Raw genomic sequence first — 26,470 nt, forward strand, 5'->3', positions numbered from 1 at the left:
GTCACGGTTTATTTAAATTTTAAGCTTAAGCCTTAGTGAAAGTCAACTTAGCAGCTGGCGCAACACCGGCCTTGGTTGAAATCACTTGGTTCTTGCTGCTGATGAGCTTAACTGTTTCTACGGTAACCATCGATGAATCACCATTTAATGCGGCAGTGGCTTGGCGAATGCTTCTTTGCAATGCAGTTACTTTATCAGTCATTTTTATCTTCCTTACTCTGTTGGCAGTTCCTTGCTACTACGGTAACATCATATCCGATACTATCGTCGTAAGCAATTACTCCACTTCATAGAGAGCTTCTACATGACAAAAATGGCCCGTGAAATCCATTCAGATTTCACGAGCCATTTTCCGTTCCAACGACCAGTAGTCGCCGTCACGGTTTATTTAAATTTCTTATTGCCACATAATACCGGTCAGGGCCATCTATCACATGACTCATTGGTACCCTCATCATTGACTTACGATTCACACGACATGACAGCTACCGATAAATCCTAGCTTGTGCTGCCCATAAGGTTCTAAATTCAGGCGACACCTGTTTCAACTCTTCAGGTGTGCCATCCGCAATCAGCTGACCACTTTTCATGAGCAAGACACGATCTGCAATCTTCGCCGCTCCCAGTCGATGCGTGATAAAAATCGTCGGCTGCTGTAACGAAAAACGCTTGATATTCTGAAATGTGGTTAACTCCTTCAACGGATCAAGACTCGCTGTTGGTTCATCCAATAATGCTAGTTTTCCAGCTTGATATCCTCCCCGAACCAACGCTATTTGCTGCTTCTGCCCCCCACTTGGCTGGAAGTTCTCGCTACTATAACTTCCGACAATCGTCTCCAGTTGCTTGGGAAGCTTTTGAATCCACGGTCGTAATTGCCATCGCCGTAATAATGTATCAAGCATTGCTGGATCTTCTACGTGATTAGCAATCATATTCTCTTTTAAACTAAAATCAAAGACTGCATAATCTTGAAATACAGGACTAAACAATTTAAGGTAATCTTCTCGATTGAGCGCTTGGATATCCACACCGTCTAGCGTCACCCTACCACTGGTTGGGTGATATAAACCCAACAATAGCTTGACTAAAGTTGTCTTGCCACTTCCGTTTTCCCCAATAATGGCGGTCGTTCCTTGGATTGGCAACACAAGATTCACGTGGTTCAGAGCTAGTTTCCCACTGGCATAACGAAAAGAAACATTTTCAAATGTAATGACCCTTCCTGCTGTCACCCTTTGTTTCTTCTTTAGCACATTCGGCTTCAATAACTGATGATGAATAAATTCCGTTTGCTGCTCAAATCGCTCTAAATTTTGATAGGCCGTCACTAATGCTGTACTAGACGCCGCAACTTGGACTAAGCTGCCAAATAAATTGTTCAGGCTACCAATTTTTAGGATTTTCAGTCGAATTTTAACGATTAACAACGCAACTAATACGCTAATTGGTAACCCGGTCATCACTGTCGTTACGACTCGCGATTGAAATTGGTTTCCAATATAAGCTTCATTGGTTTTTTGCGACGTCGCCCACTGTTCACGGTAATGTTTCATAATGACCGTTGTGAACTGATTCAGCTTAATCGACTTTATAATTTCGTAGCGGTTAATCACTTCCAACAGAAAATAATTCAAAACCCGTTCTTGCTTCATTAAAATACGAAATATTTTTAAATTTTGCACCGTTAGCCGACGATACCAGATAAGCCCCAACCATTCGCCAAATAAAATCAAGCCTAAACTCGCGATCGATAAGAGTGCCATCAACTTCGACTGGTTAATTCCGAGAACAATTAATGTGACCGTCACACCAATCCCCACGGATAAACTCGTCACACTCTGAATAGTCTGATTTAATTGTTGCATGAACACCGCGAACCCACCGGAGTATCTAAATGATGTCTCGCTTTGATTCATTTGAGCAAAAAAATCATCCGTTTCCAACTGTTCAAAATCAACCATCATCCACGACCGCCGTAAGCGTAATTTCAGTCGCTCATCCACATTTACCATCTGCACATCTAGATAGCGTTGACCAACGTTAACTGCAACCTGCCCTAAAATATAAATGGCATACGTTAACCCCAACTGTTGCCACACTTGTTGATAGCTTGCTTGCATCAAACTATTCAGGATCTCCGAGTTTCCCAAAATAATTACAAACGGCAAAATTCCATTAATTAAGCTAACACAGACTGCAACCCCAACAATGTAACGATTTTCTTGGGCTAAAAGTTTAAGCGTTGGTATGATTCTCAGCTTCACATGCATCCCCAGTCACTCTTTCCCCTGATACAGCTGTTTTTGTGCTAACCATAATTTTTGATACAGGCCCTTTTGTTTGACTAGCATTTGATGATTTCCCTGTTGAACAATCCTTCCCGCTTGCATGACCAATATTTGATTGGCGCGTAATGTCGACCCCAAACGATGCGAAATTAAGACATTCAACTGGTTGTTAAATGTTGCCATAAACTTATCGTAAAAGTTTTGCTCTGCCAAAGGATCCAGCGCAGCCGTTGGTTCATCGAAAATAACGATTTCCGCTTTTCGATAAAGTACGCGAGCAAAAAGCAAAGATTGCTGTTGCCCACCAGATAGTGAAATTCCTTTCGGATCTAGTTCATTGCCAATAATTGTGTCTGGGCTCAAATTCGCAAGACCGCTTTGACGCAAGGCCCAAACAACCCGTTTGCTATCAGTACTCGCTAAGGGTTTCCCGGAAACATTTTCCGAAACCGTAACGTGTAAGAGAATATCGTCTTGAAATTCCACCGCAACTCGGCGCCAGTAATCGGCCATGTCAAGCTCACGTAATGGTTGATTGTTAACTCGTATTTCGCCTTGCGTTGGTTGATATAAGCCACACATCAACTTTATTAGGGTCGTCTTTCCTGCGCCATTTTCACCAACTATTGCGACCGTCTCCCCCTTTCCAATAGAGAAGGAAACATCATGAATCACCTCAGTCTCATTTACTGAATAGCTAACTCGATCAAAGGTTATCCGCTCAATAGCAGCTACCTGTTTTTTCCCAGAATGCTTTTGTTGATCGGCCACAGCTAGAAATTTTTCCAAGTCTGCGACATAGACCTGATTTCTGCCAATTTCAGTTAGATCTTGAAATAGCGCTATTAGTCGACCGTTGAATGCTTGAATGGCCACCATAAAAGTTATGATAACGTCAACGTTAGATTTCGTAAAAATAAGCCAACCGAGCGCGCCAACAATTCCTAATGTGTTCAACATCACCTGAATCCCATTAACGTTGGCAGAAATTCTAACGTACTTGCGTTGCCAATCAACAAGCTGTCGAATGAATCTTTGAAAGTACTTGGTAAATACCGAATCGAAATGAAATAGACGGATATCTTTGCCATTTTGACGCTGCATTAATGTTCGGACAAGATTACTAACTTGCGTATTAATCCGATTGCGTTCCGGTTTATGCTTAATAAACCAGTTATTGCGCCACCTTTGCAGGAGTAACGCCAAAGCGTTCAAGCCCAGAAGCCAGATGACGCTCCCAATATTCGCCCATCCCATAATGAACAGCAAAGCCATGCCCTGAACCAAGTTACGGCTAAAATCAAACGTGCGATTCAGAATTGCTTCAAGTCCAGTATTTCCGCCATTGTAGATTGCCTCATACCCCTGATCAATCAACGTCTTTCCTTCAACCGAATCTAAAGTTTCCTGCGGCCATTGGAAGATGTCTTGAGCAAACTTAGGTAGGTATTGATAGCGAAATAAAAACGTTTTTTTCGCCAAATGACTCTGAATTTGCGTATCCAGACCGGCCAATCCATAAGCAACGGCCGCCATTCCCCCAATAAATATTGCTATTATCCAAGTTGACAGACTGCTAGTCGTTAGGCGAATGATAATGGCCGGCAATAATGTAAAGAGGGTTAGAAAAAGCGTACTACACCCGATATCACCTAGCCAAAGTCCAAAGACAACCAACTTCTTAATGGTCATCACAAATAATCGAAAGACACTTTTCCAATTTCTAAAAGTTTCCATCATTCGTCACCTACTATCATTCACTTCTCGACTAGGGACTTCTGTAATAGCCAACTGACGCTCTATAAGTCTCCCCATAGCTGACCTTATCTGCTGGTCACCACTTATTTTCAAATAATATTTCTTCAAAATTATTCTTGCACCAAATTTTCTTCTAAGTTTCCTTAGTAATGACAAAATTGTACCGCCATCTGCTCTAAAGGCACTAATTTCTTTCTGCGTTTCTATTTGATAGTTATGCTTCCATAATGAACATCATTCTAGATAGCCATTGGTAACTATTTCTGCTCAGAAGCTCTGCTTTTTCAGGGGATACATTACCCCCTGTGGCCATTCCACAAGTACCCACGCCACTTAATATCCGACAAAAATGGCTCGCGAAATCCATCCAGATTTCACGAGCCATTTTCCGTTCCAACGACCAGTAGTCGCCGTCACGGTTTATTTAAATTTTTAAGCTTAAGCCTTAGTGAAAGTCCACTTAGCAGCTGGCGCAACGCCGGCCTTGGTTGAGATCACTTGGTTCTTGCTGTTAACGATCTTGAACTTCTTTGCGGAAGTAAAGCGCATGTAGAAGGTTTCAGCCGTCTTAGAACCCTTAGGCGTGTAAGTAATCTTCCAGAAAGTAGGCGTCTTAGCATCTACGCTGTACTTCGCGTAAGAAACTAAAGTCTTAACCTTCTTGCCGTTCTTGTAAAGGGTTTGGTTAAAACCAGTCTTTTGACTGAAGACGAACTTTTGGGAGTACTTGTTGGCCGTGTTAGAAGCCCAAGTCCCAGTTGGCGTCTTAACGGAGAAGCTAGCAGCCGTACTCTTCTTGGTAGCAGTCTTGGTTGCGGTCGTCTTCTTCGTGGTGGTCTTCTTGGTCGTAGTCGTCTTAGCTGCGGTCTTCTTCGTGGTCGTTGCGGCCTTCGTTGAAGCAGCTTGGACGCGGATGATCCGGTAGAAGTAAGCCTTAGTCTTCGCATTCGTTGCGTACACGTAGACGTTAGCGTCCTTCTTTAGCTTGTTGGACAACTTGATGGTGTATTTTCCAGTCGTCTTAGAAGCCGTGCCACTTGCCAAGTTCTTCTTAGCATTCTTCGTGGCCTTGACCGTGATCTTAGAGCCCTTCGTAGCAGTCCCTGAAATCGTCGTTGACGTCGTGTAAATGGCGTTGACCTTCAAGCTTGGGCTAACGTAAGTTGACTTCGTTGCCGCGTGAGCCGTCGTTGCGGAGGTAACTGCAGTAGCTGGGACCGTTGCGCCAACAGTGGCTAACGTGACTAACCCAGTCAAAGCAACCATAAATTTCTTCATTATATTCTGACCCCTTAGTCTACCGGCAGTTACCCACCGGCATATTTTTTAAACCGACTTGTAGTATAACAGATTTTTTACAAAATCGTTACATAATCGAACAAGAGTTTAGGGTTTTTTAAGCACCCTTAAACTAGTCTTAATCTTCAATTAGTAATTGGGTTAACTGATTCCGCGAGTAAGTTAATGTGAGGCTTCTAACATTCAGCGTACGAACATTAGAATATGATGACAAGTTTTTTTACTTAGTGCTACAATTGTTAGATATAAAAGGAGCGCGATACTGATGACACAGGCAAAGCGACGCAATAACGTTATGACTTTATTTAGTCAAATAAAATTTCCTAAACTCTTATTTTTCGGTGGTATTTTACTAACGATCGGTGGTGTGGCCTTCTCACTGATTTTACCTTTGGAGGTCCGAACGTTTGTCGATAGTTTTAAGACGGGTTTTTCAGCTCGTAGTTTAACCTTAATCATCATCATGCTCGTAGGGTCCACCGTTTTTGATATGGGTGGCGGCTACCTCTTGGGTGTGTCTGGTCTACGTATCGTTAGTCAATTGCGGCACAAAATTTCAGCCCATATCATCACGTTACCGGTCCCGTTCTTTGACACGCACCGGTCAGCTGAAGTCGCTAGTCACGTCAGCAGTGACACTGAAAAAATCAACAACTTAATTAGCGGTAACGTGAGCACCTTAGTCTCTGGGCTGCTACTAACCGTTGGCTCAGTAATTATCCTGTTTACCATTAGCCCCTTATTGACGGCCATTATCATTGGGGCCTTGGCCTTAATGTCAGCCATCATCGCGCCGATCTCTAAAAAGGAAGTCAAATTGTATCACGAAACGCAGGACCAATTAGGCAAATACAACGCCGACCTCCAGCAAAGCATTGCTGAAATCCGCTTGATCAAGACCTCGGATGCCGAACCTGGTATGATTCGTATTCTGGGGAAACGTATTCAGCAGCTTTACCGGACTAATTTGCACATTACCCTGCTAAACGCGCTCATCAACCCAATTGATTTTGCTATTTTAATGGGGACGATTTTCTTCGTCTTCATTGCCGGTGGTGCCATGGTTTCCCGCGGCATCATTACGATTGGGACTTTGACCTCATTTCTCATCTACGTTTTCCAGATTCTCACGCCAGTCGCTAACGTTGGAACAACGCTGACTGAATTCAGAGCCGCTAACGGTGCCGCCGAAACGCTGACCGAGCTGCTCAATCACCCTGGTGAGGCGACGACCACGCTCAGTGACGACGTGCCGACCACCTCTTCGGCCATCACCTTTGACCACGTGAACTTTAGCTACCAGACCGGCGACGGCCCAACCATCAACGACCTGTCCCTGACGATTGCACCGCAGAAGACGACCGCGTTCGTTGGCCCCAGTGGTGGCGGGAAGTCCACAATTCTTAGCCTGATCGAACGCTTCTACCATTTGGACAGCGGGACCATCACCTACGCCGGACGCAACGTGCAGGACATCCCCTTGCCGCAGTGGCGCGCGTCAATCTCCTACGTCTCGCAGGAAACGTCGATGCTGTTCGGCACAATTCGCGACAACCTGGTCTTCGGGCTAACGACTAAACCGGACGATGACACGATCAAAAGGGCGCTACAATCCGCGGCGGCACTGGATTTCGTCAACGATTTGCCAGCTGGCTTGGACACGGAACTCGCTGAACAGGCCCAAAACCTCTCTGGCGGTCAGATTCAACGGTTGATGATTGCCCGCGCCTTCCTTCGACCAGCGCCGATCATCATCCTCGATGAAGCCACGGCCAGCCTGGACAGCGCGTCGGAACAGTCGATTGAAGACGCCATCGAACGCCTCCAACAGACCAAGACCATCATCATCGTTGCCCACCGCCTCGCCACGGTCAAGAACGCCAACACCATCTTCTTCATCGAAAAGGGCGCCGTCACCGGTTCCGGCACGCACCAGAGCCTGATTGCGACGCACCCGCTGTACCGGCAGTATGTGGAGGAGCAATTGGTTTAAATTGGCCGCGCTCCGGCTCAGACTAAATTTTTCCATTACACTGCTTGTGGACGTGTCGTACCAATCTCATTAGAACTATATTTAAACTACAAAGGACTCAGAACGCATGATACTCCGCGTTCTGAGTCCTTTTGTCACTGTTATAATTTCCACATAACAATCTAAATAGAGATACGGCCACTTCAAGCTAACTTATTTTCCAGCAAACGTCCCCGTCTCCGCATCTTTTTGCCGGTAGTAATCCAACGCAAAGTCAACGATGGCGCGAAATGAGAAGGTCCGCAGCAGCGTGCCATTGGCTAACGTCAGGTCGTGCACGGCGCCTCTATTAGCCGCCACGAACTTGGCCCCCATCTCGTTGAAGTCGTCATAGGGTTCCAGCTCAATGGCCGCATAGTCGACCCATTTTGTCTGGCCATCGACCAACACCGGCGCCGACTCTTGGAAACGGGGCCGATCCAGCTGCGACTCCGCCAAGTGAATGGCCGTACAGCTCTCAAAGTCCGTGCCCAGGCACACGACCTTGGCGTCCAAGTCGTAAAGTTTCTGGAGCGGGCTGTTCACGCCAAATGGCAGGTCGTAGGTCATCGTTTCGCAAATGCTCTCGGCATCCTTACCCCATGCCGTTAGCGAGCAGGTCGGGTGGCCGCTACGATGAACGCCCGGTTGATTGCGGAAATATTCCGGCGTCAGCCCAATGTAGTGAATCGGCGTGGTCTGGGGGTCATACCCCGGTAACCCGGCGATCACCTTGGATTGAAGCGATTTTTCAACCGGCGGATAGAGCCATTCCTTCGGGTCCGAATAGTCCGCCGACTGGGCTGGCATGGCGATGTTGCCTTGGTTCAAAACGCTCTGGAGCGTACTGACCACCGTCTGTTCCCCACCCGGGATGAAGCCGAATGCGCTTAATTTTGTATGGACCAAGCACGAATCCGTGGCGGTCAAACCGAGCTGGCGTAAATCAGCCGCCAGTTCATCACCAGTCGTCACGGTCGTAATGGTCTTTGCTTTCCAATCTGTCGTCATCTATTTTCCTCTTTTCGTTGTCTTTCTCATTTTATCATTATTTTCTCATTTTTCCAGAACTATCGTAACCGTTGCCCTATCTCATTTTCCAGTGACCGCCAACGCAGCCAATCGCCAAAACGTCATGGACCCCATTTTTTGCGGGACATAAACACAGCTTTAAGCTAGTTTAAAGGATATAATGTCTATAGAGAGAGAAATCTGACCTGCCAATCAAAGGAGGCGTTCATGATGTCCCACAACCTGACCCGGGCACCCTTAGTTCTAGCACTTATCGCGGGCGGACTGCTCGCTAGCGGCGAAGTCACCGCCCAAGCCGATGACACACCGGCTGCCGCAGCAACCACCCAGAATCAAAAAAGTGTGGCACTCGCTGACCAGTCTAGCGTGACCCTGACACCGGCCGCTCAACCTGCCGAAGACGCAACGATTAACGAGTCGGCTGCCCCCACTACTGATGAGACGACCCCACCGACAACGACCACTGACGAGTCCGAGCCACCAGCTGTGGACTCAGCGACGCCAGACCCAGTGGACGATTCAACAACCGGTTCTATGAAAGCGGTAACAAACGACGAAACGACCGATTCAACTGCCACGAATCCTGATACAATTACCGCTAAAGAAACAGCTAAGACAATAGATAAACAAAAATCACCCGAGAAACCCGTCGTCGACCCGACCACACCTAAAGATGGCACGACCACCGCGGTCCGGTCCACGACTGCCACACCCACGGGCTTAGCGAAGACCGCCGCCAAGGTCACGCCGCAGAGTGACCCCGCCGACGACGAGCTAGTCATGATTGCCGACCCGACCTTGGAACAGGCCGTGCGCGACAGTTTCTCCTTAAAGGGCGATGCCCCGCTGACCTATGGCGTTATTCGCCGCTACGGGACCAACGGCTTCGATGGCCAGGTGCCGCTAAATATCAAGATCATCAATGGTAAAACGATTACCAGTTTTGAAGGCCTAGACGCGCTGAAATACCTGCCGCAGAATAAAATGATCACTTTCTACGCGACGATTGCGGACGACAAACAGGTTGCGGCCAATTTAGACTTTTCGCCATTAGTTAACCTGCGTTTCAAACAGTTCGAAGTCTCATCCAACTACTTCGGGGCCATGTCCGACACGGCCCTCCAGACGATCATGCAGATCGACCCGACCATCATCGACTCGGTCAGCCTGTCGGGTAGCCTCTACATGAAGAACAAGAACGGCATGACGAACCGCCAGTTGGCCATACTGGGGCCGTGGTTGACCACCGTTGCCAATAACGGCCACGGTGCGTACGGGTTTAACCACCTTACGCTGACCAACAACTGTCTGACGGACTTCACGCCCCTCAGCGGCATTACGACCAAGGACGCCTGGATCACGGCCATCGGGCAGTACTACGACAACCCTGATCCCATCAACATCGTCATTGGTCAGCCCGCTATCTTTAGTGCGACCGAATCCATCGGCTTTTTGGGCGAACCACTGATTTTTAACGCGCCCTACTCCTTTAACGCTAACGATGAAGGCACCTACGCGCCCATCACCAATCTCGGCAATGGCAAGCTACAGATCGACACGCCATTCATCTACGACAATGACCCCATCAACAACTGGATCACGTATGGACCGTATGGCTTCATTTTCGCTGGCGGGCCCTCCGAAAAATACGTCGACGTCATCTACCCGAACAATATCGAACTCCAATACGACGTCCGGATCTACCGGCAGGTCAACTGGCTGGAACATCCCCAATTGACCATCAAGCTCATGACGACCGATGGGCAAGAGCTGGCGACCGTGGACCGCGATGGCAAATTGATCGGCGACGCCTTTGACGTGACCGACCTGACCAAACGCGACGGCTATACCTTCGTGGCCGACAAGAGTGACGACCTGACCGGAACTTACCAGCAGGACCCGCAGACACTCACGTTAGTCTTTAAGAAAACACCGCCAACGGTGACCCCACCTGGCGGCCCGGACCCCGAAACACCGGAAACGCCAGATCCGGGTAATCCAGAAGTCCCGGAAACACCTGACCCCGGCAATCCCGGGACACCGGGAGAACCGGGCAACCCCGGTAATGTCGTGACCCCTGGCGGTGATGGCGACTTGGTGACGCCAGACAAACCGGGTAGTGGTAACAACGTTCAGACCGGTGGCGCGGGTGCCGGTTCGACCGCAACCGTGATGCCAACGGCAACGGGTACTCTGAACCATGACCAAGCTCAGCAACAACAAGCCGCCCTGCCACAGACCGATGAGAGTTCTCAGACTTTTCTTGCGACATTGGGTGCTGCCTGCCTAGCCCTGTTGAGTGGTTTGGGTTTGGCACTGTTTAAGCGGCGGTAGAGAGCCTCTGTATTTGCTAAATACAGCCGACATTTAGTGACTAGTCGTTACTTTTTCTACTACTAATGATTGAACCACTCACTTCAATTTGAAGAAGCCCCACCGAGTAAGATGATCGGTGGGGCTTTTTGGGCGTGGTGAATTGTCTGCTTGGAGATTAACAGAAAGTACGGGCAATGTTGGTTTCTTAGTTACGGACAAGCTCAATCTAAGCCGGAGGCGGCCAGGGATGTAGCCAGCCGTGGAGGTGGTGTTAACTGACGATTTTTGCCAGTTTACAGCACGGGCGACTTTGAAGACGCGTGACCTTCGCGGCTTCAAATCGAGTCGGAGGACCGTTCCTCAGTCCGGAGCGTCCCCACAGCAGGCGGAATCCCTGGCAGCCGGAGTGCGGCCACTTTTCACCAATATCAGCAGCCATTACTTAAAATCCAAAACAAATTTGCCTAGACCGATTCCTCTAACGTTACTTTCGCGCCAATATTTGGTAGACTGTCCGTGATAGCGATTTCAGTTTTTGGGCACTAAGAAAGGCGTTTCCATGACCATTTCGCGAAAATATAAATGCTTTCATGAAAACGAATTTTGACTGAAAACGTTGATTTCATAGCATTGCAACCGGTTGTCCTAAATTTAAATTCTTGCTTTAAAAAGGTCGCGTTTCATGGAGAAGTAGCGTATAATAACTTTCGAAGTGGTCTAGACATACTTGCTAGACACTCGCGGACCCAGGATGGTTGCCCCCATCTTTGGATAACCGGATTGCATCGTTGGATTCTCATTTTTTGTAGACACAACGCATATAACTAAGGTACTTAAACTTTAAGGAGTGACGATCTCGTGGCAACTGAACGTAAAGCTTTATTCTTGTTCTTCGGTGGTACTGGTGACTTGGCTTACCGGAAACTTTACCCAAGTCTTTTCAACCTTTATAAGAAAGGTAACTTGCGGTCCCATTTCGCAGTTATCGGGACTTCTCGTCAAGCAATGGACGACGACAAGTTCCGGGAAGCCGTTCGTAAGTCTTTGGCCGACAGCGGTAACCGCGCCGACTCAAAGGAAGCAACGGACTTCTCATCTCATTTCTACTACCAAGCACACGACGTAACCAACACGGCGCACTACTCCGTCTTGAAGGAAGCCGCTGACAAGCTGGACAAGAAGTACAAGCTGGAAGGTAACCGGATTTTCTACCTGTCCATGGCCCCACAATTCTTCGGCACGATTGCCCAAGACCTGAAGAGCCAAGGCTTGATGTCCACCAACAAGGACGCCTTCAACCGCTTAGTCATTGAAAAGCCATTCGGCCGTGACTACGACTCCGCTAAACAATTAAACGACGCCTTAAGCAAGTCCTTCGATGAAGAACAAATCTTCCGGATCGACCACTACTTAGGTAAGGAAATGATCCAAAACATCGAAGCTTTGCGTTTTGGCAACACGCTGGTTGAATCCCTCTGGAACAACCGGTACATCGACAACATCCAAGTGACCCTTTCCGAAAAATTAGGGGTTGAAGAACGGGCTTCTTACTACGACAACAGTGGTGCCTTACGTGACATGGTCCAAAACCATATCATGCAAATCGTTTCCCTGTTGGCTATGGAACAACCTGTTGCCTTCACGGATACTGACATCCGGGCTGAAAAGGTCAAGGCTTTACGGAGCTTACGTGTTTACAACGTCGCCGACGCCGCAACCAACTTTGTTCGTGGCCAATATGGCTCGATCAACGACCAACCCGACTACCGTCACGAAGACAATGTTCCAGAAGACTCTACGACTGAAACGTTCGTTGCCGGCAAGTTGTTATTTGACAACTACCGCTGGTCAGGTACCCCATTCTACGTCCGGACTGGGAAGATGCTGGCTGACAAGTTCACCCGCGTTGACGTGGTCTTCAAGCGTCCACTGGTTGATATCTTTGCCTTCCCACAATCTCAAAATACGCCATTGGCTGCCAACGTTTTGACCATCTTCGTTGAACCACACGCAGGGTTCTCTCTGCAATTGAACGCCAAGACCAACGACGCTGGCTTCTCAACGGAACCAATCAAGTTGGACTACTTGGTCGATGCTGAAAAGTCTAAGGAAACGCCAGAACCTTACGAACGTCTCTTGCATGACGTCTTGAAGGGTGACGGGACCAACTTCTCTAGCTGGCCAGAAGTTTCCTACGCTTGGAAGTTTGTTGACCAAATCCGCCGCGTTTGGGACTTACAAGAACCACAATTCCCTAACTACACGCCACATTCAATGGGACCAGCCGCCGCTGAAGAACTCATTCAACGCGACCACCGTGAATGGATCTACCGTTTAAACAAGTAATTTAAAACCTTAGATTGTAAAAACCACCGACTCCGATTTGGAGTTGGTGGTTTTTTCGTATACTCATAATTTTTGGGGGTTACCATAGCTGACGAGCATTATGGAATCCTCGAAAGGCTACCTTACCGTATTTTCCGTTTGACCCCTAACAGGCCGAGAACGCCCCACGTGACCGAAAGACAGATGAAGCCCCAAACTGATAATTGCGTTGGCTTTTCGCCCGTTTGCGGGAGCATTGAGGCCGTCTGCGGTTTGGGTTTCGTCGACGTTGGCCGGTTGGGTGTTGCGAGATTTATCGTTGCCGGCGACGTAGCCGAAACCGTTGATGTTGGTGCAACGGCTGGCTTGCTAGGCGGCGTGGTTAAATCGGCACCATCCCCAGCCCCTTCAGTACTTGTATCGGGAGCCGGATTGGAACCATTACTTCCCGGTGTCTGGCCGGGGTTGTCGGTCCCAGGACCCGGCTGACTCGTGCCCGGAATTTCATTGCCATTCCCATGGTTGCCGGTGTCTGGGTTACTAGGACCTGGGGTTTGACCGCCACCATTGTTCCCACCGCCAGGGGTTCCAGGAGTCGGTTTTTCACCGCCACCGGGATTGCCTGGATTGGGCTTCTCACTCCCACCAGTATTACCATCACCTGGATTACCTGGCTCTGGTTTTTCACCGCTGCCACCAGGATTTCCGGGACCCGGCGTCTCGCCACCGCCCGTTTCCACTGGTGCGTAGAAGTAAGTGATCTCAAAATCTTTCTCACCAAATGTCCCAGTGGCATTCTCCGGAGTTATCTTCAACTTATAGCCTGCTGGATTGGCTGCGTGGGTGACATACGCCGTCCCCACTTTACCGGATTGCACAGCATCAGGAGCAACCGTCTTCCCGTCTACCGTTCGATGATGGACCGTCACCGTCGTCTGTTTAGCGGGCGGCGCCACAGGTGGTTTCACTTCGTCCTTAGCATAAACGTAAGTCACCGTTACGGGGATTGCGCTATATTTACCAGACGCATTGTCTGGATGCCCCATCAGTGTATAGCCCGGAACATCAATTGGCGTGGTTGTGTAGTCCGCACCCACTAAACCTGCTGGTAACACTTTGTCAGCCGCGAGCTGATGACCGTCCTTATCTTGATAGTGAGCAGTAACCGAACCCGCTATTTGCGTGTAAGTGTACGTAACCACAATATCTTTATCACCAAGTTTTCCAGTTGCATTCGCTGACTGATCTGTCAGCTTGTAGCCCGGAACATCAACGGGAGTGGTTGCATAATCCGCACCCACTAAACCTGCTGGCAACACTTTATCGGCTGCGAGCTGATGGCCGTCCTTATCCTGATAGTGAACAGTAACCGAGCCCGCTATTTGCGTGTAAGTGTACGTAACTACGATATCGTTCTCACCAAGTTTTCCAGTTGCATTCGCTGACTGATCTGTCAGCTTGTAGCCCGGAACATCAACAGGAGTGGTTTTATAATCCTCACCTACTAAGCCTCCTGGTAACACTTTATCCGCCGCAAGCTGATGACCGTCCTTATCCTGATAGTGAGCAGTAACCAAGCCCGCTATTTTCGTGTAAACGTATGTGACATCGATTTTATCCTTGCTATATTTTCCAGTTGTATTTGCTGACTGATCTGTCAGCTTATAGCCCGGAATATCAGCGGGTGTGGTTTTATAATCCTCACCCACTAAACCACCCGATAACACCTTGTCATCCGCAAGCTTACCGCCGTTTTTGTCTTGATAATGAACAATAACATTCGCCGCATCGTCAGCGATGATGTAAGGCTGAACAACGTTAAAGCCTTCACCCTGCCCGGTCAAATAAAAGGCGTCTGGTAAGGCAATTGCGTTCAAACCAGGGATTGGCGAAGCTGTTGGACCTGGTTGTTGATCCCGAAGACCGCTAAAGTAAATTCCACCCTTCCCATCTGATTTGGACTCTCCCTTAGTATAGTAAAAATGATAGTCTGGATTATCTTTTTCCGGATTCGCAAAAACCGGTTCTACAAGTCCTCCTTTAGCAGTCAACTGAACGACTTCTCCATCAATCGTTATACACTGAATCTGCATGTGTCCGGTACGGTCCTTATCGCTGACCAAAAGTGGGTCCAGTATGATAAATTGACCAAGACTATTCATATCACCTTTGAATCCCTTTAATGGTGAGAAATCTCGAATGTGGTTATAGGCTAAGTAGAGACCATCTAAATTTTTCAAGTTTGCTAGCGGCGATATATCCGTAATTTTATTGCCTTGTAAATCAAGGTGCGTCAGTTTCTGCAGATTAGCTAGTGGCGTAACATCCACAATGTCCCCAAAGACAGCTCCCGGCTCAATATTGAGACTGCCCCCCATGCTCAGCCACCAGAGATTTTTCGCGTACTGTAGCCCTTCCACTGAAAAAGGTGTCTTACCGTCGATATAAGTATCGTACCCCTTACCATCCTTCACATCGAGCGTGGTCAGGAGCGCCAGGTCGTCTTGCGTAATATCAGCCACACTATTCCAGGTCTTATCGGTACCCTCGACCTCCTGTAATGTCAGCAAAATAACCTTCTGCAACGTCTTGTTCGGCATCCACTGATCAATGTTGGTCGTGGCCGGAGCGGGCGTCACTACTGGCGCAGACATTTTTGCAACCTGTTTCTTAACTAACGGTACTGCCGCTAAAACTGGCTCAGCATGGACCTTGGTACTGGTGTCTGGAACCGCTGGCTGAGTCTCCGGCATGGTAACCTCAGGAACGTCCGATGCACTTGGCACCTCTGACGTTACCCTTGGAACTGACGGTGTCTTTGACATTGTGACATCTGCCACATTATCGGGTGATTTTTGAGGTACAGCGTTAACCGTTGAACCTTCACCGCTAGCCTTTTGGTCGATAACCGGTGTCGGTGCTTCACTTGCGTCAGTCGTCACCTCTGGTTCAGCCGACTCATCGGGCACGCCAATCGCCTCACCCGCTGCTGACTCTTCCATTGAACTACCAGTCGGTGTCGTAAGTACTACTTTATCCGTCGGTTCCCCTGACCCCGATTCATCGTCTACCACGGACAGTCCCACGTCGGCAGACGCCCCCGTGTCCGCCTGGGCCGTAACATTACCGACACCTAATACTACGGCACCGCTTACAATTCCTGTAATAATCCAATGTTTACCTTTTTTATACATCTTATAACGCGTCTTCGACATGAGATTCTCCCCTTCAACAGTCAGATTAGAATTAAAACTTTTCCCCGTAGAACAGTTACAGGCTTCAGTATAGACAATCCAATTGTACACATGGTAGTTTATTCAAAAATCAAACTAAAATTAAGCTAAAATTGACTTTTCAATCCAATTAATCTAATCAACTTCATTAAAAAAGAACGTCGCTAAACGTCCTTACAATACTGCCTTATTCATTTGAATGTGTGGGGTGCTATGGAACAAGAAGACATCCCCCGCCGCTTCGTAGCCGAATTTTTCGTAAAACTGCTGCTTATCAATCTGGGCCTCAATACTGATGGGCATCCCCGCAAAGTTCGCGTGAATCTCCGCTTCAATCTGCATGACTAATTGTCGGCCTAGTCCCTGACCGCGGCGTTCTGGAATCGTCAGTACCCGGCCAAACGTGACGTGATCGCGCTCCGTGAAGACCCGCGCGTAGGCCACCAGCCGGCCATCCTGATACCCCAGAATGTGGCGAGCCACCTTATCCGTCTCATCAATTTCTTGGTAAATTCGTTCTTGGGCGATCACAAACGTTCGAATACGTTCAAACGCAATATCGTAAAATTCATTAGGAGTCAGTTCGTCCATGGACTTAACCCGCCATTCAAGCATCACATAATCTTCTTTCATGTTATAATATGGTATCTAGTATCGTTCATTTTAATTGCAAATGCAACTATAAAAGGAGAAAATATGCCAAATTCATTTCGCAGTATCGGCCTCATCGCCCGGGTCACGGCCACCATGGGGAACCAACTTTTTCAGGCCAACGACCTGCAGAACAATCAATTCATTTACTTGATGCGGATCAACGAGACCCCCGGCATCACCCAGACCGAATTGGCCGACCAACTCCACGTCGACCCTTCGACCTGCCTGCGCACGGTGCGCAAGCTAATTGCCAACCACTACGTGACCCGGTTGACCGACGCCACCAACAAGAAACGCCGGCCACTACAGGCTACCGCTAAGGGCCAGGCCATGTACCCCGCTCTCCAGGACTACGAACAACACGTTTTAGCCGTGGGCACCCAGGAGCTTTCGGCCGGTGAACAAGCCCTGCTGGAAGAATTATTGGCAAAAGTCGCCCGGAATATGAAATCCTACCAACGGGGCCATTGATTAAGCGTTTTGACCACTCGCAGGTGAAAAATTTTAATGATTTTCAAAAAAGTGAGACAAATGATTGTCCTTTCACATTGTTCAATGCTACACTAATGAGTGGAACGTCGTTACTAATTTTGAACGCAAAGGAAGGTTACTAATGGCAGATCAAAAAGCAAATATTGGTGTTGTTGGTATGGCTGTTATGGGCAAGAACTTAGCCCTGAACATTGAAAGTCGCGGTTACACGGTAGGTATCTTTAACCGTTCCGCAAGCAAGACTGAACAAGTCATGAAAGACCACAGCGAAAAGAAACTGATTCCTAGTTACAAGATTGAAGACTTCGTAAGCTCATTGGAAACGCCACGGCGGATTCTTTTGATGGTTAAGGCTGGTAAGCCAACCGATGCCGTCATTCACGAACTGCTCCCGCTGCTCGACAAGGGTGACGTGCTGATTGATGGTGGGAACACGAACTTCCACGACACGATGGCTCGTAACGCTGAACTCGACAAGTCCGGGATCAACTTTATTGGTATGGGTGTTTCCGGTGGTGAACTGGGTGCCTTACAAGGTCCTTCTTTGATGCCAGGTGGCCAAAAAGAAGCCTACGATCTCGTTGAACCTATCTTGACCAAGATTGCTGCTAAGGCGCCTCAAGACGGCAAGCCATGTGTAACTTACATTGGGCCTAACGGTGCTGGTCACTACGTTAAGATGGTCCACAACGGTATCGAATACGGTGATGAAGAGCTGATCGACGAAAGCTACAACATCATGCGTAACGTTGCCGGGATCTCAGTTGACGATATGGCTGACATCTTTAAAGAATGGAACAAGGGTGAATTGGACAGCTACTTAGTCGAAATCACCGCTGACATTTTGACGCGTAAGGATGACTTAGGCGATGACAAGAACTTGCCAATCGTTGACGCCATCAAGGACCGTGGGAACAACAAAGGGACTGGTAAGTGGAGTTCCGAAGATGCTCTCGACGTTCAAGTCCCTCAATCCGTCATCACTGAAGCCGTTTACGCCCGTTACATTTCTATGTTGAAGGACGAACGGGTCAAGGCTTCTAAGGTATTGCCATCTGCTGAAAAGCAAGGCAAGGCTGAAATTGCTGACAAGGACAAGTTTGTTGAAGAAGTTCGTCAAGCGCTCTTCTTTGGTAAGCTGATGAGTTACGCGCAAGGGTTCGAACAACTTCGCTTTGCTTCCGAAGCTAACGATTGGGACCTTAAGTTTGGTGAATTAGCACAAATCTGGCGTGGCGGTTGCATTATCCGTGCCCAATTCCTGCAAAACATCACCGACGCCTTCGACAAGGATCCTAAGTTGACCAACTTGCTGTTCGATAGCTACTTCAAGGATATCGCTGGTAAGTATCAACAATCCATCCGTGACGTGGTTGCTATGGCTGTTCAAGCTGGCATCCCCGTTCCTAGTTTGTCCGCTGCTATCACTTACTACGATAGCTTCCGTGCAGAAGTTCTGCCTGCTAACTTGTTACAAGCACAACGGGACTACTTCGGTGCCCACACGTACGAACGGAACGACCGCGATGGGAACTTCCACTACACTTGGTACGAAGAACAATAAATTTAATTTTAAATTGATGTTGAAAACTCACGGTCGTTTGGGCCGTGAGTTTTTTTGTTGTCTGAATAGAAACCGCATCAAATCAACGATGCAAGCAAACTTAGCTGGTCAATTTCAGCGGTGTTTGATAAGCTTAACCCATATTCAGGGAGGAATTTCTATGACACTCGGGGAAAAATTACAGCAAGCCCGCCACGACCATCAGCTCACGCAGAGCGACGTGGCGAAACACGTGACCGTCTCGCGCCAGACCATTTCGAGCTGGGAGACCGGCAAGAGTTATCCGGACATCGACAGTCTAGTCACCCTCAGCAACCTGTACGGGCTATCGCTGGACGTGCTGATCAAGGACGACACGGGCATGATGGACTACCTGCGCAAACCGGAGATTCTCAAACGGCTACGACCCATTCACCAAACTATGCTGGTTTTAAATGAATTATTTATCGTGATTCTCTTGTTCTTTATGCCCAACCCAATCGGTGCTTGGATTTTAATTGCGGCTTTTTTAGCGAGTGGTTGTGGTTTCCTCTATCTACAAAAATTCGAGGAACAACTCAGTCCCCTGCCCATTTCCGAACAGCGCTGGCGCAATGGCTGGCTACCGAGCGGCTTGAATATCCTAATTTCAACTGGCGCGCTAGTTATGACCTATTGGTGGCCTATCGCTGCTAAAGCGGTGACGAACAACCTGGAGACACTGGTCACGATATCCTGCCTGACGCTGTTCGGACTCTGGCTTGGTCATGGCATTCAGCGGCTCAAGGATCGGGAGAATGCGACGGCTAAGCAAGAAAAATATTAAGTTTGTTACACACTTGCTCAGGTTGACCACTTTCAAGACGGGCATGGAGATTATGTATTTGTAGGTCAACTTCTAATCGACTCGTAAGACACCTGTGTAAGCCGAGAGGTCGCCAGATATGGGCTCAGGCGCGTCGTTCTGCTTGGTCGGCGTTTTGTGCCGGCTTAGCAGAAAACCAACCTTGAAGACTCGTGTTTTTCGAGGCTGCAAGTTGTGTTCGCACCGTTCCAGCCCATATCTGGCGACCGGTAAGGCGAAGTTTCCGTACAAACGCGATTGGGCATAATCCCCGTCATACCAGCATTGCAGAGAACCTTTGCTGGACGTTTTACACCGAACATGCGTATACTAGGTCCATCAGCTAGAGGAGGAATCATTATGGAATTCGGGGAGAGAATCAAACACGCACGGCAACATCAAAATCTGACACAGGAAACCGTCGCGGCGGAATTACACGTCACGCGCCAAACAATTTCCAGTTGGGAACGGGGCAAGAGCTATCCAGATATCGACAGCTTAATTCGGTTAAGCGACTACTATCAGCTTTCACTAGACACACTGCTCAAGAAGGACCCCGGGCTCACTGAAACACTCCGTAAACCTGTCGTTCTCAAATCAATTCAACCAATCATTAAAAACTTAACCATTGTGGATGTCCTCTTCGTCCTGGGACTGGTCTTCGCTCACCAACTCTTCATTGTGAAGGACCTGCTCTATTTGATGGGTATGGTCAACATTTTGGCGCTCAACAAGTTAAATAGTTTTGCTCGTGTGCTGGACGACACCACCCCTTATATGGCTTGGACAAAACGCCGGCCATGGGTGCTACTGATTGCTATCGGTAGCGCACTCGCCGCACTCGGGGCAATGGTCATTCACGCGCCGTCGCTCACCAACGACTTTACGTTCCTAGCCCTTGGCGCCAGCATCGCCCTGGTTTACGCCGAGATCACTTACTCCCGGCAACGGCGCCACGCGGAACAAGCGGGTCAATTACCTTAAATCGACAGAAAAGAGAGTGCGACAAAAGGCGGTTAGTCAATGAGCATTAACGTCGATAGACAACTAATCCTGGTCTTGGATTGTTTGTCTATCGGGGTTAAGCGGAGTTGATTGCCTTTTGTCACACGTTTCGACCATGGACGTTCGGCGCGCAAAAATGGCCTGAGACTTTTGTCCCAGGCCATTTTATAATCCATTTTATTGCCGTGTGTGGCCGCCGGCGGTCATCCCCACTAAGTTATCCTGCAATGCCATTTGAATCGCGTGGAGGTTCTCCCAATGCTCAATTTCGGTTGCTAAGCCGGCTTGCCACTCTGCTTTCTCGCGGCTATTTTCAATGAATCGGTCCCAATCCATATCGGCTGTGGTTCGATCGGTCGTTTGCCGCCATTTCGCCCACTCATCGAGATGTTTCGCTAACTCTAGGGCTTCCGGTGGGGCTAATACTAAGTTCTCAGTCATAATGATGGCCTCCTTAGCAAAAATCGGACGGACAGTCTCTTAACTTGCTATTACTTTACCAGAAAATATCAGCCGGCGCGACTAATATGCTCATAACTGGTCAAGCACCTGTTCGATTGGTGTCTCCCCGCTCAGTAACGGAATGGTCTTGCGACTCGCCCGTGGGGAATGCAAGGCGGCGACCAGAAATGCCGCGAGGTCGGCCCGTGAAATGCTACCAACCGCCAGCGGATCACTCTTCACCTTGCCCGTTCCGGCGTGAAAGGACAGCGCCCCCGGCTGCACGATCGTATAGTTCAGATTCGTTTGATTGACCAACCAGTTATCGGCGTAAAATTTCGCCACGTACAATGACTTCAACGGGTCAGCCCAACGGTTGCGGTCCTCAGCAAATAACATGCTGATCATCAAGAAGCGGTCGACACCGGCAATCTCAGCGGCCTGCATGGTCTTCACGGCCCCATCGAGGTCGACCAGTAACGTCATGTCGTCCTTGGTACGACCACCGGACCCGGCCGCAAAGATGACGGCGTCCACGTCGAGCATGACGTTGGCTAGCTGCTCTGGCTTAGTGAGGAGATCCATTTGCCGGACCGTGACGCCCTGATCCTCCCAGTCTTCGCCATCTTCGCTAAAACGTAAGCCGGCGATAGGGTCATCCCCTCTGGCTAATAAATCTGCTATCAATAGGCGACCGACTTGGCCGTTGGCACCCACGACTAAAACTCGCATAACCTAACAAACTCCCTTCAACACTCTCATCGTTTCATTATACAACGCCATGAGAGCGTTTTAATTCGTTAACTGTAAAAAAAATTGACGCTGTCTGCTTTACCCCACGTCATTTTGTGCCATAATGAAATTGAAGCTAAAAATATATTGCACGGGAATCACTTAACCGCTAGATTGTTGCTTACGATTTTTGAGGAGGTCTGCACTTTGCAGAATCAAGATTTAACCATTAACGACTTAGACGAACACGCACAACAGACGGCTTTGACCGACTTTGTCAAGTTTTACTTACGGCACTACAAGACCAACGACTTGGAAATTTTGTCCCAATACAAGGTTGATTACGCCATGAACGATATCAACATGTACTTGTACGCTAACAAAAACTTCCACCCGGATGAATTGGTTGCCGGTGTATTAGGTTTGAAGCACGACTTATTCGTCTCCATCCTATCCACGATGGACATCGCGTTCAACGAAAACGGTTCTCTCAAGGACACCACTTGGGAAGGCTGGTACCAACAAGAATACGCTAAGGTCGTCGAAGGTAAGTAACGATTGACCCGTTAAAAAGGCGGTCACCGTCAGCAGAAATGCTGATGGGGGCCGCCTTTTTTGATATTGTTGTAAATTGATGTGAACTGGACGTATTGCAGCTGCCAAACAGCTACAGTGAAACCACTTCGACGTTAAACGCAGCTGCTCCGCTCCACCTTCCGCTTAAATTGAAACTACCACCATTTAAGCCGAGAGGTCGCCAGATATGGGCTCAGGCGCGTCGTTCTACTTGGTCGGCGTTTCTTGCCGTCCTAGTAGAAGACCAAGCTTGAAGACTCGTGCTTTTCGAGGCTTCAAGTTGTGTCCGCACCGTTCCAGCCCATATCTGGCGACCGGTAAGGCGACATAACCGCCAAATTATTAGTTAGATTTTACCCACAAGGTCCGTGCCGGGCTTCAGGGTTTCTTCGCCGGGATGCCAGTTGGCGGGGCAGACACGGTCGCCGTGTTCCGCAACGAATTGCGCCGCAGTCAGCGTCCGCAGGATTTCACCGGCGTTGCGCCCGATGCCCATATCATTGATCGTATAGGACCGAACTTCGCCTTGAGGGTCCAGAATGAAGACACCACGGTAAGCTTGCCCGGCCGCTTCGTCGAGAACCCCGTAGTGCCGCGCCAAATCACCAGCAGGGTCCGCAATCATTGGGTAGTCGACCTGACCGACCTCTTCACTCTGTTCGTGCCAAGCCTGATGAACAAACTCGGTATCCTCAGAAACACTGTAGATCTCCGCATTTTGTTGCTGAAATGCTGCGTAATGGGCAGCTAAGTCGCCGAGTTCCGTGGGACAAACGAACGAAAAGTCTGCTGGGTAAAAGAACAGAATTGACCAGTGACCGCGTAAGTCGTCCGCCGTTAAGGCTTTGACCTCGCCGTCCTGATACGCATTGACTTGAAAATCGGGTAACGCTGAACCAATATAATTCACGATAATTTCTCCCCTCATTTTCTGAATTCTGAATCATCTTTAGCATAACCGTTTTTACAGCTTAAATCAAGAATGATTCTAAACTAGAGTCAGAAATGCCGATTTTACTATAATTATTTTTATAGTAAGTTATTATAATTATTATTCACTAGAACTTGAGTGTTTTGCTTGCACTTGCTTTGAAAATGATATACACTATTTACATAGGATAAATCAGAAGCTGTTAGGTGAGGCTCCTATACGGAAAATGCTACTGCTCAGAAACGTCGAGAAACGCCAATGAGTCAGCTGTTCAGGTCAATTTAAGGCCTGATCTAATGTAGCTGTTATGAACTAACTACGCCGTATAGTGCTAAAACTCAACGACTAGCCAAAACTCACACACTTTTTGTGGTGCGCTTAGCTAGTTGTGGCTAAGCGCTTTTCTTTTATCCCCGTCCGTCCCTGTCGACTATCCACCTTGGAGGTGATTGAACATGACATTGCAACTTTTAGATGATCCCGGAGCGTGTTATAACTCGCCGGTGGGAAAGTTACCGCCTGTTCAAGCCTCTTGGTTGACGCTTTGAGGAGGACAGCTCTCTAGCTTTCCCGTTCCCGGACCCCGTAGCTTGATGCGGAGGGTTCGACTGGCAGATTTTAAACAGAATCGACTGACCACATTATTTCAGACGCTGTCGGCGTTGCAACCGACCGTAACTCGTCTGAACTTCCCGAATTCGTTCGTGGATCAGTTGGATTCAAGCCACTTAATGGATAACGCAAGCTAGAGTTACGCCCTTTTTCTCGGTACTATTTCGACATCGATGCATTGACGTGCTAGTCAGAATAGCGTTACGAACTCGTAACTGCACTTCACCGCTGGGGGAACCCGGTGGGGAGAAGAAGATTAGTAACTGACGCCGTTTCAACTAGGCTGGTTTTTAATCTCTGAATGGTCGATACAATAAACGTAATACCAAACCGATTCCGGTTAACCACGTGAATTGGCGGCGCCCATGGGCTGATGGGAATCACCCCGCAAGTGTGTTACCGCCACGCAACGTGATTGAGCTGGTATTCATTTGAAGACATTGCTCCAATAAAGTAAAGCAGGTCACCATTCGCGAAGGATGGTGACCTGCTTTTTGGCATAAAAAAAGGAACCGGCCCACGCCAGTCCCCTTCAGCAATTATGCTTTCGCCTTCGCTCGCCGCATCTCCTGCAGGTAAGCTTGACTCTTTTCTTCACTAAATTCGTGTTCTGATTTCCCGATGATGACCGTTGCTAAGGAGTTCCCGACCACGTTGACCGCGGTCCGCCCCATGTCGACTAATCGGTCGATCCCAGCGATAAAGGTCAACCCACTCATGGGAACCCCAATCGTCGAAACGGTCGCCAGCAGGACCACGAAGGACGCCCCAGGCACCCCAGCCATCCCTTTACTAGTGATCATCAAGACCACTAAGAGGGTAATCTGTTGACCTAAGCTTAAATGAATATGGTAAGCCTGCGCCAAGAACAACGCTGCCAAAGATTGATAGATGGCGGACCCATCCAGGTTAAACGTGTAGCCGGTGGGAATCACGAAGGAAACGATCCCTTGGCTGACCCCAAACTTGTCCATTTTATCGATCAACCGTGGCAGAGTCGCTTCAGAACTAGCCGTAGAGAACGCCAGAACGGCTTCGTCTTTGATCACGTATAAGAGGTCCCACAATTTGAAATGGAACATCCGGGCAACGATGCCCATGAAGACCACGATGAAGACGGCCATCGTCCCGTAGGCCAACACGATAAAGTAGCCTAGGGGTGCTAACGCCGAGATCCCCATTTGAGCAATCGTGACCCCAATCAGGGCACAAACCCCGATTGGTGCGGTGTGCATGACCCAGTTGGTAACGCGGAACATGACTTGTGACACGGCATCCAGCACGTCAATGATGACCTGATCCTGTTTGCCGATCGCCGCAGTCCCTAAACCAAAGAAGACGGAGAAGAAGATGACCGGCATCATATCGCCTTCACCCAGCGACTTGAAGATGTTGGTGGGAATGATCCCCATCAGTGTCGACCAGATACCCGTATTCTGCGCTGATTTAGCCGAGGAGACGTACTGACTGATATCCGTACTATGTAGTTGGTGAATGTCGATAAAGTCCCCAGGATGGAAGATATTGCCGACCAGCAGCCCTAAGGCAATCGCAATGGTCGTCATGATTTCAAAGTAGATGATGGTCTTCCCACCGACCCGGCCTAGTTGCTTGATGTCCCCCATGTTCGCGATCCCAACGGTCAAACAAGACACTACGATTGGTAGAACGATCATTTGAATCAAGCCAATAAACATGTTCCCAATGTTTTGCATGGCGGTAATGGCCACTTTGTTTTGATAGAAGACCGCTCCCAGGATAATTCCGAGAACCAGCCCAATCAAAATCTGCCACCCCAGACTCAGGCGGTAGTTACGATACTTTTTCATGTGTGTGTCACCCATTCTCTCTTTTTTAAAGGTTAGTCGTGCGCGTTTGATTGTTCGGGTAACCGGGGTCACCCACAACAATAACTATGATAGCACACCACGGCGATTAGGCCAAAGTTGTCTTGAATGTTTGTGGTCCATAAAATCGGTAATATATGGCCCATAGGCAAACTTAATCATGATGATTATAAATAACATTCGGATACGCGTTTACGAGTTGTACGCAACGCCTGTAGGAAACTATGGGAAGATCCAGGACGTTCATTGGCTATACAATGGACCCGTTTATAACCTGTTTTGCGTAAATCCTCTGTTCATCTGGCCAGCTGTTGTCAGAAGGGGCACGGCCCTCTTGAAGTCAGTATTTTGTTTCTGACGCGACTGCGGTGCCAGACGCACTGGCGCCGCGGTCATGCGCTCGGTCTTCTTTTATTTTTTGCACAAAAAAAGAACCCAATCACTGGGTTCTTTCGTTCGCGTGGCAACGTCCTATCCTCGCAGGGGGCGATCCCCCAACTACTATCGGCGTGCTAAAGCTTAACTTCC

The 26,470-nt window shown here is 48.5% G+C and carries 19 protein-coding genes and 1 riboswitch; of the genes, 8 read left to right on the forward strand and 11 right to left on the reverse strand.

Translation table 11 applies throughout. From position 1 onward, the window contains the following. Positions 1 to 25 precede the first annotated feature (25 nt). From JUF10_RS10940 to JUF10_RS10955, 4 genes are all read right to left on the reverse strand, one after another. Positions 26 to 202, reverse strand: coding sequence for a hypothetical protein (locus JUF10_RS10940; protein WP_203642203.1), 177 nt, complete (start codon positions 200 to 202; stop codon positions 26 to 28). Positions 203 to 485: 283 nt separating this feature from the next. Beyond that, positions 486 to 2,273, reverse strand: coding sequence for an ATP-binding cassette domain-containing protein (locus JUF10_RS10945; protein WP_203642204.1), 1,788 nt, complete (start codon positions 2,271 to 2,273; stop codon positions 486 to 488). A gap of 6 nt (positions 2,274 to 2,279) precedes the next feature. Continuing rightward, on the reverse strand, positions 2,280 to 4,031 hold the full coding sequence (locus JUF10_RS10950) for an ABC transporter ATP-binding protein (protein WP_203642205.1): 1,752 nt from the start codon (positions 4,029 to 4,031) through the stop codon (positions 2,280 to 2,282). Positions 4,032 to 4,487: 456 nt separating this feature from the next. After that, entirely contained in the window at positions 4,488 to 5,327 is an 840-nt protein-coding gene (locus JUF10_RS10955; protein ID WP_203642206.1) for an Ig-like domain-containing protein, read from the reverse strand. 286 nt (positions 5,328 to 5,613) lie between these two features. Between JUF10_RS10955 and JUF10_RS10960 the strand changes: the two genes are divergently transcribed. Beyond that, complete coding sequence (locus tag JUF10_RS10960) at positions 5,614 to 7,341, forward strand: ABC transporter ATP-binding protein (RefSeq protein WP_203642207.1); 1,728 nt, start codon at positions 5,614 to 5,616, stop codon at positions 7,339 to 7,341. 192 nt (positions 7,342 to 7,533) lie between these two features. On the opposite strand, the gene JUF10_RS10965 is transcribed toward JUF10_RS10960, so the two are convergent. Further along, positions 7,534 to 8,370 carry an AAC(3) family N-acetyltransferase gene (locus tag JUF10_RS10965; RefSeq protein ID WP_203642208.1) on the reverse strand — a complete coding sequence of 279 codons (837 nt, stop codon included), beginning with the start codon at positions 8,368 to 8,370 and terminating at the stop codon, positions 7,534 to 7,536. 231 nt (positions 8,371 to 8,601) lie between these two features. Here JUF10_RS10965 and JUF10_RS10970 point away from each other — a divergent pair, with 231 nt between their 5' ends. Both JUF10_RS10970 and zwf read left to right on the forward strand, forming a co-directional pair. Beyond that, positions 8,602 to 10,725 carry a MucBP domain-containing protein gene (locus tag JUF10_RS10970; RefSeq protein WP_203642209.1) on the forward strand — a complete coding sequence of 708 codons (2,124 nt, stop codon included), beginning with the start codon at positions 8,602 to 8,604 and terminating at the stop codon, positions 10,723 to 10,725. A gap of 840 nt (positions 10,726 to 11,565) precedes the next feature. Next, positions 11,566 to 13,053 (forward strand): glucose-6-phosphate dehydrogenase, encoded by a 1,488-nt coding sequence (gene zwf, locus JUF10_RS10975; RefSeq protein ID WP_203642210.1) that lies wholly within the window; start codon positions 11,566 to 11,568, stop codon positions 13,051 to 13,053. Between the two features lie 122 nt (positions 13,054 to 13,175). On the opposite strand, the gene JUF10_RS14225 is transcribed toward zwf, so the two are convergent. Then, complete coding sequence (locus JUF10_RS14225; RefSeq protein ID WP_203642211.1) at positions 13,176 to 16,247, reverse strand: MucBP domain-containing protein; 3,072 nt, start codon at positions 16,245 to 16,247, stop codon at positions 13,176 to 13,178. A gap of 192 nt (positions 16,248 to 16,439) precedes the next feature. Further along, a complete protein-coding gene (locus JUF10_RS10985; RefSeq protein WP_203642212.1) occupies positions 16,440 to 16,880 on the reverse strand; it encodes a GNAT family N-acetyltransferase in 441 nt (146 codons plus the stop codon). A gap of 81 nt (positions 16,881 to 16,961) precedes the next feature. Here JUF10_RS10985 and JUF10_RS10990 point away from each other — a divergent pair, with 81 nt between their 5' ends. From JUF10_RS10990 to JUF10_RS11005, 4 genes are all read left to right on the forward strand, one after another. Beyond that, positions 16,962 to 17,390 carry a MarR family winged helix-turn-helix transcriptional regulator gene (locus tag JUF10_RS10990; protein WP_203642213.1) on the forward strand — a complete coding sequence of 143 codons (429 nt, stop codon included), beginning with the start codon at positions 16,962 to 16,964 and terminating at the stop codon, positions 17,388 to 17,390. 142 nt (positions 17,391 to 17,532) lie between these two features. After that, on the forward strand, positions 17,533 to 18,975 hold the full coding sequence (gene gnd, locus JUF10_RS10995) for an NADP-dependent phosphogluconate dehydrogenase (RefSeq protein ID WP_203642214.1): 1,443 nt from the start codon (positions 17,533 to 17,535) through the stop codon (positions 18,973 to 18,975). Between the two features lie 160 nt (positions 18,976 to 19,135). Then, positions 19,136 to 19,780 carry a helix-turn-helix transcriptional regulator gene (locus JUF10_RS11000; RefSeq protein ID WP_203642215.1) on the forward strand — a complete coding sequence of 215 codons (645 nt, stop codon included), beginning with the start codon at positions 19,136 to 19,138 and terminating at the stop codon, positions 19,778 to 19,780. A 378-nt stretch (positions 19,781 to 20,158) separates the two neighbouring features. After that, entirely contained in the window at positions 20,159 to 20,782 is a 624-nt protein-coding gene (locus JUF10_RS11005; RefSeq protein WP_203642216.1) for a helix-turn-helix domain-containing protein, read from the forward strand. A gap of 198 nt (positions 20,783 to 20,980) precedes the next feature. On the opposite strand, the gene JUF10_RS11010 is transcribed toward JUF10_RS11005, so the two are convergent. Continuing rightward, complete coding sequence (locus JUF10_RS11010; RefSeq protein WP_048733847.1) at positions 20,981 to 21,244, reverse strand: hypothetical protein; 264 nt, start codon at positions 21,242 to 21,244, stop codon at positions 20,981 to 20,983. A 90-nt stretch (positions 21,245 to 21,334) separates the two neighbouring features. Then, positions 21,335 to 21,976: an SDR family oxidoreductase gene (locus JUF10_RS11015; RefSeq protein ID WP_203642217.1), complete on the reverse strand. Its 642-nt coding sequence runs from the start codon at positions 21,974 to 21,976 to the stop codon at positions 21,335 to 21,337. Between the two features lie 207 nt (positions 21,977 to 22,183). Between JUF10_RS11015 and JUF10_RS11020 the strand changes: the two genes are divergently transcribed. Further along, positions 22,184 to 22,531 carry a hypothetical protein gene (locus JUF10_RS11020; protein ID WP_203642218.1) on the forward strand — a complete coding sequence of 116 codons (348 nt, stop codon included), beginning with the start codon at positions 22,184 to 22,186 and terminating at the stop codon, positions 22,529 to 22,531. Positions 22,532 to 22,898: 367 nt separating this feature from the next. Here the strand turns inward: JUF10_RS11020 and JUF10_RS11025 are convergent, their stop codons facing one another. Together JUF10_RS11025 and JUF10_RS11030 are read right to left on the reverse strand one after the other, a co-directional pair. Next, positions 22,899 to 23,480 (reverse strand): peroxiredoxin, encoded by a 582-nt coding sequence (locus tag JUF10_RS11025; RefSeq protein WP_373301339.1) that lies wholly within the window; start codon positions 23,478 to 23,480, stop codon positions 22,899 to 22,901. A 194-nt stretch (positions 23,481 to 23,674) separates the two neighbouring features. Beyond that, positions 23,675 to 23,840, forward strand: a riboswitch (M-box (ykoK) riboswitch). A 794-nt stretch (positions 23,841 to 24,634) separates the two neighbouring features. Beyond that, positions 24,635 to 25,924 (reverse strand): cation:dicarboxylate symporter family transporter, encoded by a 1,290-nt coding sequence (locus tag JUF10_RS11030; RefSeq protein ID WP_203642220.1) that lies wholly within the window; start codon positions 25,922 to 25,924, stop codon positions 24,635 to 24,637. Positions 25,925 to 26,470: the final 546 nt, after the last annotated feature.

It is taken from the genome of Levilactobacillus andaensis, assembly GCF_016861695.1.
GTDB lineage: Bacteria > Bacillota > Bacilli > Lactobacillales > Lactobacillaceae > Levilactobacillus > Levilactobacillus andaensis.